11 protein-coding genes are annotated in these 12,388 nt (G+C 58.9%); 2 read left to right on the top strand and 9 right to left on the bottom strand.

Annotation, left to right across the window (positions count from 1 at the left end; all coding sequences use genetic code 11):
* Positions 1-120 precede the first annotated feature (120 nt).
* The 5 genes from PQG80_RS03595 to PQG80_RS03575 form a co-directional block, all read right to left on the bottom strand.
* A complete protein-coding gene (locus PQG80_RS03595; RefSeq protein ID WP_432432710.1) occupies positions 121-2,142 on the bottom strand; it encodes an ATP-dependent DNA helicase in 2,022 nt (673 codons plus the stop codon).
* Between the two features lie 114 nt (positions 2,143-2,256).
* Positions 2,257-2,796 carry a hypothetical protein gene (locus tag PQG80_RS03590; protein ID WP_271749751.1) on the bottom strand — a complete coding sequence of 180 codons (540 nt, stop codon included), beginning with the start codon at positions 2,794-2,796 and terminating at the stop codon, positions 2,257-2,259.
* A 15-nt stretch (positions 2,797-2,811) separates the two neighbouring features.
* Entirely contained in the window at positions 2,812-3,543 is a 732-nt protein-coding gene (locus PQG80_RS03585; protein WP_271749750.1) for a ZIP family metal transporter, read from the bottom strand.
* 255 nt (positions 3,544-3,798) lie between these two features.
* Entirely contained in the window at positions 3,799-4,251 is a 453-nt protein-coding gene (locus tag PQG80_RS03580; protein WP_271749749.1) for a VOC family protein, read from the bottom strand.
* Positions 4,252-4,391: 140 nt separating this feature from the next.
* Complete coding sequence (locus tag PQG80_RS03575; RefSeq protein WP_271749748.1) at positions 4,392-5,717, bottom strand: hemolysin family protein; 1,326 nt, start codon at positions 5,715-5,717, stop codon at positions 4,392-4,394.
* Positions 5,718-6,055: 338 nt separating this feature from the next.
* On the opposite strand from PQG80_RS03575, the gene PQG80_RS03570 reads away from it, so the two are divergent.
* Both PQG80_RS03570 and PQG80_RS03565 read left to right on the top strand, forming a co-directional pair.
* Positions 6,056-7,432 (top strand): hypothetical protein, encoded by a 1,377-nt coding sequence (locus tag PQG80_RS03570; RefSeq protein WP_271749747.1) that lies wholly within the window; start codon positions 6,056-6,058, stop codon positions 7,430-7,432.
* Between the two features lie 149 nt (positions 7,433-7,581).
* The gene (locus PQG80_RS03565; protein ID WP_271749746.1) at positions 7,582-9,597 is read left to right on the top strand and encodes a Na+/H+ antiporter; all 2,016 of its coding nucleotides are present in this window, start codon (positions 7,582-7,584) and stop codon (positions 9,595-9,597) included.
* 15 nt (positions 9,598-9,612) lie between these two features.
* Here the strand turns inward: PQG80_RS03565 and PQG80_RS03560 are convergent, their stop codons facing one another.
* The 4 genes from PQG80_RS03560 to PQG80_RS03545 all read right to left on the bottom strand — a co-directional run bounded on the left by PQG80_RS03560 (position 9,613) and on the right by PQG80_RS03545 (position 12,352).
* Entirely contained in the window at positions 9,613-10,869 is a 1,257-nt protein-coding gene (locus tag PQG80_RS03560) for a D-alanyl-D-alanine carboxypeptidase family protein (RefSeq protein WP_271749745.1), read from the bottom strand.
* A gap of 132 nt (positions 10,870-11,001) precedes the next feature.
* Positions 11,002-11,367 (bottom strand): ArsR/SmtB family transcription factor, encoded by a 366-nt coding sequence (locus PQG80_RS03555; RefSeq protein WP_271749744.1) that lies wholly within the window; start codon positions 11,365-11,367, stop codon positions 11,002-11,004.
* Positions 11,368-11,409: 42 nt separating this feature from the next.
* On the bottom strand, positions 11,410-11,577 hold the full coding sequence (locus PQG80_RS03550; RefSeq protein ID WP_271749743.1) for a hypothetical protein: 168 nt from the start codon (positions 11,575-11,577) through the stop codon (positions 11,410-11,412).
* Between the two features lie 124 nt (positions 11,578-11,701).
* Positions 11,702-12,352 carry a hypothetical protein gene (locus PQG80_RS03545; protein WP_271749742.1) on the bottom strand — a complete coding sequence of 217 codons (651 nt, stop codon included), beginning with the start codon at positions 12,350-12,352 and terminating at the stop codon, positions 11,702-11,704.
* Positions 12,353-12,388: the final 36 nt, after the last annotated feature.

The raw sequence follows: 12,388 nt of genomic DNA, 5'->3' as shown, positions 1-12,388 counted from the left end.
TAGCATTGTTTACATAACTTATTTCATGTTCACTTATTGGAAAGCCGGTTTTATATCAAAAAAGCAGCCCGTTTTAGGCCGCTCTAATGACTTCATATTACTCCATTCTCATGTCGCCCGTTACTCGAAGCCCAGTTCGACGCCTAGCGGGAGCGCCGCCCGAAGGTGCGCCGCGAGCGCTTCGTCCGTCTGCAGCGCGGGCTCCAGCACGACGATCTCTCCCCTATCCTCGCGCGAGCGGATCAACCGGCCAATGCCTTGCCTGAACCGCAGCAGCATATAGGGCAAGTCCACCTCCTGATAAGGGTCTGCCGCCTCCTTGCGCTTCGCGCCGAATACCGGATCTCCAGGCGGATAAGGCAAGGACCACATAATCGCCGCGGATAGCGACGGTCCCGGGACATCCAAGCCTTCCCATAACGTGACTGCGCACAATACGCTGTCTCTGTCGCGCTGGAACTCGGAGATCAGCACCGTGATCTCCCGGTCGCCCTCGAACAGGAATTTCCGCTCCGAGAGGCCGCCGGTACGTTCATAAGCCGCTTTAAACGCAGCCAGCTCCTCTCGCGTCGGGAACAGCATCAGCGCCCCGCCGTCCGTACGCTTGACGGCGGCGAGCGCCGCTTCCGTTTTCCAAGACGTTCTTGCGCTTTCTTCTAATATAGAAGCCTGATTCGCCCGCGGGATCGTCACCTTCATGCGCTCCGGATAGTCGTACGGAGAAGGCACGCTGAACGATAAATAGCTCGCGCCGCCGAGACTGTCCGCGATGTAGCCGAACGAATCGCCCGACGACAGCGTCGCGGACGAGAATACGATCGGCATCGGCTTCGCGAATACGCGCTCGCCCAGCACCTCGCGTACGGTACGCGGCATGATTACGAGCGTCAGCCCTGTCGGGCTGTCGTGCGTCCAGCAGATCGGCGGCGTGGGGCCGGCGAACAATCCGAGCGCGGTCCGCATCATCTCCAAATGTTCCTCTACGATCCGCAGCTGATAGCCGTCCAGGTTAAACAGCTCGCTCTCGAAAACGAGATCTTCTTCGATTCGCTCCAGGACGACGTCCAGCTGAGATACCGCTCGGAGCAGCGCGGCGTCCGCCGCGATCTCCATGCGGTCCGATCCGGCGACCTTCGTGCTTCGCGCAGCCAGCGCCTCGAACAGCAGCTCGCTGTACTCGATGGCCAGATCGATCTGCACGGCCAGCGACTCGCGGATCTCATTCTTGAGCAGCCGCGTGACGAGCTCCTCGAACGCAGCATGCTTGATCCTGTAAGTGAGCGCCTTCTGAGCCGCGGATTCCAGGAGATGGCCCTCGTCGAACACGACCGAGCTATGCTCCGGGAGCAGCGGCAGCTGCCCCTCCCGCTTGCGGCTCTCGTACGTCCACACATGCTCCATATAAAAGTCGTGGGAGCAAATGACGATGTCGGCCGCCTTGCGGTAATGCTCTCTAGACAACGTCATGCCGCAGCGGTGGCGCTTGTCGCAGACGAAGCAGTCGCGGAAGCTGTCCCATCCGATACGCCCCCACTGCGCATCGTCCAGATCCGGGTATTCCTTGCGGTCCCCGTAGGCGTGGAACGATTGGAGAGCCTCCGTCTTCAAGACGAATGGCGGCAGGCTCTCGTAAATGTCCTTGTAAAGCTCCGTATCGGCATATCCGAGCCGCGCGTCGTCCAGCTTTTGCAGGCACAGATACCGGTCCTGCGACTTGCCGAGCCTCGCGTCGACCGTGAGGTCCAGATGCCGCGCCAGCTTCGCCAGGTCTCCCTCCGGCTTGGCCAACTGCTCGATCAGGGACTCGTCCGCGCATGCGACGACGGCCGGCTTGCCGGTATAGCGCGCATAACATACCGCGTACAGCAGGTACACGAGCGTCTTGCCCGTGCCTACTCCGGCTTCGGCGAATATCGTTTTTTTATCCGCATAGGCCCGCTCGACCTGGTAAGCCATATAAATCTGTTCGTCCCGAACCTCGAATCCGGCCTCGGGCAATATATCGTAAAAAACGTCGGCGACCCATTCCCCCACCTGCTCGACGAAGGGTCTGCCGCTGACGACTTCAAACGGATAGCGATTGCTCAAGCTGAGTAGCCTCCAACTTTGTAACGTTAATTGCCGCAAAAAACGCAGAAGCATTTATTATATCATATATGATAGCCCGATTGGCTTACGGCCTTATTCCGACAGGGGACGCAAAAAATCCGGCGCGGCGGCCGGACGTTCAGTCGATTCTGACGCTAAGCGGCGGATCTAGATCGCGATGACGCGTCTGACCGCCGCCCTGTCGTAATCGGCCGGATTGATCGTAATCTCAGCACCGCCCGTCGTGGCCCTGTTGACGAGTTCCAACGCGCCGCCGTCCGTACGGAAGCAGATCCCCAGTAGGCCTTGCCTGCCGCCCCTTTTCTCGAGCAGGTCCGCCCCGAGTATGAATCGGCCGACGAACGGCGCCAGCTCCGCCCGATCCGTCCGCCATTGGTAAGGCAGCCGGCGCTCGGCTGACGGACCCGGTCCGCGGAACCCGGCTCCGGAAACGGATTCTAAGCTTAATTCACCGAACGTAAGCGTCATCTGACATTTAAGTTTGAATCCGATCTCCAGACGCATGTCTTCCAGCTCGAATACGATGGGAGACGACGCGCACCATCGCTCGTCCTCGATATCCCACGCCGTATAAACGCTGCAGATTCGCGCGCCCCGCAGGCTGTCAAGCCGTTCGCCCGCGGCCTCCAACAGCGTTTGACTGCGATCGTATCCGGCCGGATCGTAGCCCGGCCATCCGAAGGTCATGCGACTCCCTCCATCCTATCCGAACCAATAAGCGATATAGATCATGACGAGCAGGCCGATAATGAACGAATAGGTCGAAGGGCGTTCGTAGCCGTGACCGTGGCTCTCCGGGATCAGTTCCTTGTAGGCGATAAAAAGCATGGCGCCCGCCGCGAAGGCGAGCCCGATCCCGATCAGCGATTGCACGTAACTGGCCGTGAAGTAACCGACGACCGCGGATACGACCTCCATGAGTCCCGTCAACGTTACGAGCGCCAGCAGCCTCAGCTTGCCTACCTTGGACCGCAGCAGGAACACCGCCAGCACTAGCCCTTCCGGCATGTTCTGCGCGCCGATCGCGACAGCGACCATCGTGCCGAGTCCCTCGCTGGCGCTGGCGTAGCTGAAGCCCGTGCTGAGACCTTCCGGTATATTGTGTATAAAAAGGGCAACCAATACGAGCAGCGCCTTGTTGTCGAAGCCGCTCACGCGGGCGCCGTTTTCTACGTCGACGTGCGGGATGTTTTTCTCGATCAGATCCAGGGACACGATGCCGATCAGCAGGCCGAGCGACATCAGCACGATGTTCGACTCGTTCATCGACTGCGGGATAAGCCCGAACATCGACGCGGACACCATGATGCCGGCCGTGAACGCGACGAGCATGTCCTTCCATTTTTCGGACAGCCGCTTGATGAATAGAATCGGAACGGCGCCGAGCACCGTAGCCATCGCAGAGATGAAGCTGCCCACCAGCGCGGTTTCCAATAGCCATTTCTCCTTCCGGAACAAAGCGGTGCGACAGGCGCTTTTCATATCGTATGCGCGCATTCATCTTTATTGACAAGGCTCTTCAAGATGGTCCTGTCCATAACAATAAAACATGAACGCGCTGATTTCAAACGTCCTTGTGTTAATCGTTTCGATATGAAAACCGCCTCATGCAAAGGCGGCTAATTGTACTCGCGAAGTCCCGCCGCGTTAAGGCAGCTTGCTGAAGGCCGCGATGAGATTTAACATAAACTATTTATTCCCGATTTGTTCCGCCAGACCGATTAGAATTCCTTCGCATCCACGAATGTAGCAGAGCCGGTACGAGTTCTCGTACTGAACCATTTCCCCAACGAGCTGAGCACCGCGCTCAGTGAGTCTGGATACCAATTCGTCAATGTCTTCGACTGCGAACATGACGCGTAGATAACCGAGGGCATTCACAGGAGCGGTTCGGTGGTCCGATATCGGAGGCGGGGTCAGAAATCGCGACAGTTCAAGTCGGCTGTGGCCGTCCGGGGTAACCATCATAGCTATCTCTACGTGCTGCGAACCCAGTCCGGTTACGCGCCCAGCCCATTCCCCTTCGATGGTCGCTCGCCCTTCGAGCTTCAAGCCAATCTCCTCGAAGAAAGAGATGGCTTCATCGAGCGATTCTACGACGATGCCGACATTGTCCATCCTTAGTAACTTATTTTCTGCCATCGTTTTTCCTCCATATTTATACAAATTTATAACCTTCGCAGTTCATGATAACAAAGTTAAGTCATGTATGGTTAATATCAACAACAAAGTTTACACAGCCAAATAAAAACCCCTCCGCGCGGAAGGGGTCTTTTCGCTATTTAACTCTCCACCAAGGACAGGCGCGCCTGTCCCTCTTGCCGTCTCGCGATCTCCAGCTTGCGGATGCGGTTGCGGTCTTTCTCGCGGATGATGAACGCCAAGTCCTCTTCCTCGTAGATCCAAGGCACGTTCTTGGGCAAATCGGGCTGCATCGCGAACAGCCAGCCGCCGATCGTGTTGACCTCGTCGCTAGGCAGCTGCACTTCGAAGAGCCGCCCGACTTCGTCGACAAGCGTCTTGCCGTCCACCAGGTACTTGTCCGCGCCGATCTCCTCGATCGGCTGGATCTCGTCCTCGTCGAATTCGTCGCGGATCTCGCCGACGATCTCCTCCAAGATGTCCTCGATCGTCACGAGACCCGCCGTACCGCCGTATTCGTCGTGCAGCAGCGCGATATGCTTGCGCTCGGCCTGCATTCTGATGAGCAGATCCTTGACCGGCATCGCATCCGGCACCGACAGCACGGGCTGCAGCAACGCCCCGAAGTCGAAGTCCGGGTTGTTGTCGTAGCTCAAGAAAAACTGCTTCGTATTCACGAAACCGATGATGTCGTCCTTGCTCTCTCCTGCGACCATGAATCGGGTGTACTGCTCCCGCTTGATCGTAGCCAGATTCTCTGCGAGAGACTTATGGCGGTGCAGGCACACCATGTCGGTCCGCGGGATCATGATATCCCGGGCCAAGAGTCTGTCGAACTGGAAGATGCGGTTGACGTAGCCGAGCTCGTCCACGTTGATCTTGCCGCTCTCGTAGCTCTCCGACAGGATGAGTCTGATCTCCTCCTCCGAGTGCGCCTCCTCGTGCTCGCTGGCCGGCTTCATGCCGAACAGGCGGATGAGGCTGTTGGCCGAGCCGTTGAGCGCCCAGATGAACGGATACATGATCTTGTAAAACCAGACGATGATCGGAGCGACGTACAGCGAGATCGCTTCGGCCTTCTGAATGGCGAGCGTCTTCGGCGCCAGCTCGCCCAGCACGACGTGCAAATACGTAATGAGCGCAAACGCGATAATGAACGAAAGCACATGAGAGACGCTCTCCCCGACATGCAGGGAGTGGAACAAAGGTTCCAGCAGTGCTTCTACGGTAGGCTCGCCGAGCCAACCAAGTCCCAGCGCGGTAATCGTGATGCCCAGCTGACATGCTGACAGATATCCGTCCAGATTCGTCACGACGCGTTGGACGGCAAGGGCGTTTTTCTTCTTCTCCATCACCATCTGTTCTACGCGGCTCGAACGGATCCGGATGATGGCGAATTCGGTAGCGACGAAGAAGGCAGTAAGCAGAATGAGCAACGCAACCCACACCAGATTTAGTCCTAGCATCTGCAGTCACCTCCTTCGAGATTCGCCCGTCCGGCGATGGCTGCCAAGCTTAAGACCTGCGGTGAGCAGCTGCGTAAATCAGATTCTGTGTCCACGTACGATTGTCTCCTCCTGCTCCAAGATGGATTGTCCTAAATTGATCTAATTCAATAATACGCGTTCAAGGGTCGATTCGATTCAAAAAAATCCGATTTTTATCCCATACCCGATCGGATGTAACGTTAAACAGTCCGGATTATTGTTCAAATACCGATTGACAAGCGGGCTCGGGATTGCTACGATTTTAAACAAATTATTCCTACATATTTTATCAGATATTATTCCAAAGGAGAATGAACATGAACGTACTATCCATCGACTCCCGCAAGATCCTGCTTGCCGCGCTGGTCGCCGCCGCGCTCGCCGGCAGTTCTCACGCGCTGGCGGCGCCGGCCGCGACGCCGGCTGCCGCCGCGCGGACCGCCGCTCATGACGTACCAGCTTCCGAGTATGCGCTGTTCCTTAAGGACAAGTTCGCCATCGCGCTAACCGCGGGAATCTCCAAGGGCGAGTTCCTCTCTGCCTTCGCGGACGCCTTGAAGGCGCCTCCCGCCGAGGCGCCCCATACCTTCACGGACCTCCGGTCGGACGATCCGCTGTATGCGGACGCGGCTTCGCTCTATGCGCTCGGCGTCATCACGAGCGATGCCGTGAACGCCGGCCAGCGCCTTTCCGCGATCAACGCGGTTCAGATCGCCGTCAAGGCCGCAGGCCTCAAGGAGCTGGCCTACACGTATCCGGCCGCCAAGACCGCGGCCGCGCTTGCCAAGGTGAACCTGAAGCCCGCCTCCCTGGGTACCGCGGCGTCGCAAGAGCTGGCGGCCGCGATCGATACCGGCCTGCTCCCTGCTTCCTACTATGCCGAGATCAAGCTTAAGGGCAGCGCTTCGCGGGATTTGGCCGAGGTCCTGATCGGGCAGACGCTCAGCGTACAAGGACTGTACAAGCATTTCCTCGGCTATGCGTCCGACGCCGACATCTACGCCAAGCTGCAGGATGCATTTACGCAATCCGATATCATCCAATCTCCGGAGCTGCAAGCCGTCGTAGACGCCGCGCTCGAACGCAACATCGTCACCGGCTACAACCTGAAGGACAGTCGTTACGAAGCCAACTTCGTGGACAGCCTCTCGCTCGTGTACGGGCACTCCGATCTGAAGCACGGCTTGCAGCTCATCGGCCTGCTCCGCAGCGAAGGGATCGAAGCCAAGATCCAATTCGAGCCCAAGACGTCGGCCTTCATCTATCTGAAGGAATGGGGCGAGCCGGGCGAGTCCGACCTGTACACGGTCAAGCAGATCGCGAACGGCAACTACATCGAGTACGCCAAGGAATACGATCTCGCGCTCGAATTCTCGACCGCCGCGGACAAAGCGCGGTTCGACGCCATCGTGTCCGCCTACGCGAAGAAGAACGAGGACGACCAACAAGGCCTGCTGTACGGTTCTTGGTGGCAGCCGCTGTATTATTCCCTGACAGAGCTCCAGGGTTACGAGAAGATCACGAACAACAAGATCGAACACGGACATTATTATGCGCAATCGTTCTCGCTTCGCAGCGCGTCGGATGCGGTGGCCGCGGGATTCCGCGATGTCGATCCTAAGGTCGTCGTCGAGCGCTACGATTTCTGGACCGACGTGCCCTTCTACAATTATCTGAACGGCGAGTCGAAATAATCGCAGGTTCAACCATCAGCCTTATATGTAGCTTAAGGACCGCCCGCCTGGCGGTCCTTTTGACGTGCTTGAAATTGATCCGTTTGCGCTTTTGCGGGTAATATAGGTTAGTGGTTATTCGGGCGATTTCGCGCGCGGAGGGTGGATGCATGGAAGTCTTCGAAATGATATTGTTTATGCTCGCGGTCATCGCCCTGTCGAATGTCCTAAACCGGTTGCTGCCCGTCGTACCGCTGCCGCTCGTGCAGATCGCGCTGGGCATGGTGCTGGCGGTGCTGCCGCTCGGGCATCATCTGACCCTTAATCCGGAATTGTTTTTCGTCCTCTTCATCGCGCCGCTGCTGTTCAACGACGGTCAGCGAACGCCGCGCGACGAATTATGGAAGCTCCGTGTACCGATTCTGCTCATGGCGCTCGGTCTCGTGTTCGCCACCACGTTTATCGTCGGCTACATCGTCCATGCCATGATCCCGTCGATCCCGCTTCCCGTCGCCTTCGGTCTGGCGGCCATCCTCTCGCCGACCGATGCGGTCGCCGTGACCTCGATGGCGGGACGCGTAGCGCTCCCTAAGCGGATCATGCGGCTCCTTGAAGGCGAAGCGCTCATGAATGACGCCTCGGGCCTCGTTGCCTTCAAGTTCGCGATCGCCGCGGCTGTCACGGGCTCGTTTTCCCTGATTCACGCGGCGGGCAGCTTCCTCTTGATCTCGATCGGCGGTCTGCTGATCGGCACGCTGGCAGCCGCGCTTCTCATCCGGTTCCGCTTGTTCCTTCGCCGCTGGGGCATGGAGGACGTTACCGTACATATGCTTATATTGATCTTGACGCCATTCATTATCTATCTCGTCGCGGAGGAACTCGGATTGTCCGGGATTCTCGCCGTCGTCGCGGGCGGCGTCGTCCACGCCGTGGAGAAGGACCGCATGGAATCGCGCATGGTGAAGCTCCAGATCGTCTCCAAGAGCACCTGGTCGGTCATTCTGTACGTGCTGAACGGTCTCGTCTTTTTATTGCTCGGTCTTCAAGTGCCGGATGTCGTCAACGTCATCTTTTTCGAGAATCCGATCAACAACGGCATCGTGGTCGGTTATATCGCCGTCATTTTCGTTTCTCTGATCGTGATCCGATTTTTGTGGGTGTACTTTTTCTGGGAAAACCGCTTCTCCCGGATCAACGGACGCACCATGCGCGAAGGGCTCGGCATGTCGGTGCTGACGTCCCTCTCGGGCGTCCGGGGCGCCGTCACGCTGGCCGGCGCATTTTCGATCCCTCTTCTGCTGAACAACGGCGATCCGTTCCCTGAACGGGATCTCATCCTGTTCTTGGCCGCCGGCGTTATCCTGATCAGCCTGATCGTGGCCAGCATCAGCCTTCCCCTCCTCACGCGCAGTGCGGATACGGAGTTGACCGACGAGGAGGAAAAGCTGAACGCGGCGCGAATCTCCACGATCAAGGCCGCCCTCCGGTTCGTGTCCGAGTCGATGAGCGACGACAACCGGCATGCGTCGCACGCGGTCATCGCCCAATACGAAGCCCGGATGCGGCGTCTCTCGCTCCACGAGGAGGAGCAATCCGAGGGCATCGAGCTCGCGATCGCGGAGAATCAGGTCAGGCTGCTCGGACTGCAGGCGGAACGCAAGGAAATCGCGCGGATGTTCAAGGCCGGCGAGATCCCCGATTATGTGGCCAACCGGTTCAACGATTCGTTCGCTTCGCTGGAGGAGGCGCTGTCCCGTCGGTCCAGAATGAGGCTCCTGCTGCTGACCAAAGGGCTAAGGAAACTGAGCGCGTTCATCATTAAACCGAAGGAGCTGGAGCCGCGATTCGACAAGAGCATCATACGGAAGACGAAGCTCAAGACCTGTCAGGCGGCGATCGGCGCGATTCGCTCGCAGATCGCGAAGGAGAATCGCAAGGCTTCGCTTAACGTCATCGGGCAATATCGGGAGATTATCCGCGCGATCTCGCGCAAGGGAGAAGACCCGGAGGACGAATTGACGCAGCGGAAGCAGCGGCAGGAAATCCAGCTGAGGGCGTATCAGGTGGAACGGGACGAGATTCAGGCGATGTACGAACGCGGGGAGATCAAGCGGGATATGGCCAACGCGCTGCGGAAGACGATCAGCTACGCGGAGGCCAGCGTGCTCGAAGGAGAGCTGGCCTAGCCGGCTCTCTTTGTTTTATTCGGTGTCATGCCGGCCTAACGGCGCTGGCGGATAAGCGCGGCGCTTGTTCCTGCGCAGCCTCAGCGCGAGGATCGCGCCGGCGGCGAGCAGGAAGGCGGCTCCGATACCCGCGCCTCGCGCAGGAGATCCGCTTCCGTTACGCTCCTGGGCCTTGCCTTCCTGCACGACAGGTTGGATATCCTGTCCGGAGAAGGCGGAGATCGTCACCTCTTTTTTAACCGGAGACAGACGTCCTGCCGGATAGCTGCCCAGCTGGCTATCAATGGTCACGACGCCGTCGGAGCCGATATGGATTACAGGCGCCGCCCCCTTGGGATAGACGCACCAGATCGCGTCGTCCGCGATCCATTCGCTCGAGATCCCCGTCGATTCGTCCAGCCGTTCATAACGTTCCCCTGAGGCGAAGAGGAGCCGGACGGCATAGTTGGCGAATCCGTAATCGAACATCGCCGTCATGTCCGCGTAGGCGATATGCTTGGAGCCGGCCTTCAGCACGACGCCGATGAGCGACATGCCGTCGCGCTCCGCCGATCCCACCAGCGTATTGCCCGCAGCGATCGTATACCCGTTTTTCATGCCGGTCGCGCCAGGGTAGTCGAAGAGCAGCCGGTTGTGGTTCACGAGCGTGGACGTCCATTCCAGCCCCGTCCAAGGAAGCTTGCGCGTCGACACGATCCGTCGGAACGTCTCGTTTCCCATCGCGTACCTGGCCAGCTTGGCCATATCCGAGGCCGTCGTATATTGGTCGGGGTCCGGCAGCCCGGACGGATTGACGAAGTTCGAATCGAAGGCCCCGACCGTCTCGCGCATAAAATCGTTCATGCGGACGGCGAACCTCTCCTTGGTACCGTCGATCTGCTCGGCGATCGCGGTGGCCGCGTCGTTGCCCGAGTTGAGCATCATGCCGTACAGCAGCTTCTCCATCGTGACCTTCTCGCCTTCGGCAAGATAGACGCGCGTCCCTTCTTCGCCTCGCGCGGCCTTGGACACGGTCGCGATATCGTCGGGGGACGAATGCTCCAGCGCGATGATCGCCGTCGCGATCTTCGCGATGCTGGCGGGGTAGAGACGCTCTTCTCCGTTCTTGACATAGAGGACCTTGCCCGTATGCTGCTCGATGAGGATCGCGGCTTCGCTGCGCGCCGTCGGCGCCGCGGCGCCGTCCGCCGAAGCGGTGCCCGCGCATGCGAAAAAAAAGAGCAGCGCGGCAACCCACCCGCGCTTTATCCGACGCCCGCCGAGCTGCGCCATCCTCATACCTCCGTCGCGATGCAATCTTGGCCTTTCGGTGCGTGTCGCATGCCGGGCCGACCAACCTTCTATCCTTATACATAATCCCTTGGACGGCTCGGTATGCATAGGCGTCGTACCCGCGTGTCGCCGTTACTTGTGCTTCACGTGCGCATGCGTAACCTGGAACACCTGCCCGATGTGGTCGTCATCCAACGAGTAATAGACCGTCTTGCCTGCCTTGCGGCGCTTGACCATCCGCACGTCGCGCAAGTAGCGGAGCTGGTGCGAGACCGCGGATTGGCCCATGTCCAGCAGCACCGACAGATCGTGCACGCACAGCTCGCCGTGCGTCAGGGCGTCGATGATGCGCACCCGGGTCGGATCCCCCAGCGCCTTGAACCAATCGGCCATCTCCCGGATCGACTCGCCGTCCAGCATCGCGCCGCGTACGGCATCGAGATCGGCTTCGGTGCCTTTGCAGTTGTCCTCGCACGACAGCGTCGTCGTTCGTTCCATGCCCCCCACTCCTTTCGGCCAATCGTTGGACCTTCGTCCGCTTTATTTCCTTCGCCGCTTGTAGATCGAGACGACGATCAGCACGGTGATGACCAGTCCGATGCCGAATACGATGGTGGCGGCAAGCGAGAAGCCCGCTGGTGCGGCCTCCTGCGCGCTCTCCTCCACGATCTGCCTTGCGCCCGAGGGCCATTGAATCGTGCCGTTCACGTACATTCTCCCTTCCGTATGAACCGTACGGCCCGCGAGTGCGCAGGATATCTCGCTGCAGGCCGCAATAAGAAGGCGCCCTCTTCGCTAATCGAAGGGGGCGCCGGCTTGGCATGCCGCCTAATCAATCGAGCCCGTGCTCTTCGCGGATGCGGTACAAACCTTGGATCAACAGATCGGCGGGATCGCGATTAAGCAGATAATGCGCCATCAGGAAATGAAGCGGCATCGCGCACACGTTGTTCCCCTCCGTAATGGACGGGAAACCCGCCTCCACCACGGGGCCGTGCTCCTGATGAAGCTCGAGGTCCGCGTGCACCGGCTCGGGCGCGAACTCCGCGCGTACCGCGTTCACGCAATGCGGCACGATGATCTTGTCGATCAATGCCTTGGCCTCGTCCTCCGACTGGGGCGGCATCGGCAGCAGCCGGCCATCGGGCGACTTCATCAGATCTACGTAAAAGGACGACAACCACTGCGAAGGATCCTGCTTCTGCTGGAAGCCCGCGATCATCTCCCGCAGGAAAAATCCGCTCACGTAAGGCTTGTCCTCCGGCGACTTCACCATATACGTAAAGATCGGACCGTAAACTTCATGGTTCATCACCTGGCCTTCGACCTGCTGCTCGCCGAACTCCATCTTCAGTGCCTGAAGGCCGTTCCAGTGAACGGCTGCGATCAGCTCCTGGGCCTTTTCGCCTTCGGCCTTGTCCGCTCCGTTCGCGCCGGTGTCCGGGTTCTGCTGCTCTTCTTTGAGTTCGTTGTCGGTTGTCATGTTCTCATCTCCTTGCCTTGCTACCATGATAGCATT

It is taken from the genome of Cohnella rhizoplanae (genome assembly GCF_948329515.1).
In the GTDB taxonomy this organism is placed as follows: Bacteria; Bacillota; Bacilli; order Paenibacillales; family Paenibacillaceae; genus Cohnella; species Cohnella rhizoplanae.
Note: the sequence above shows the minus strand (reverse complement) of the source record. Positions and strands in the feature narration are given on the sequence as shown.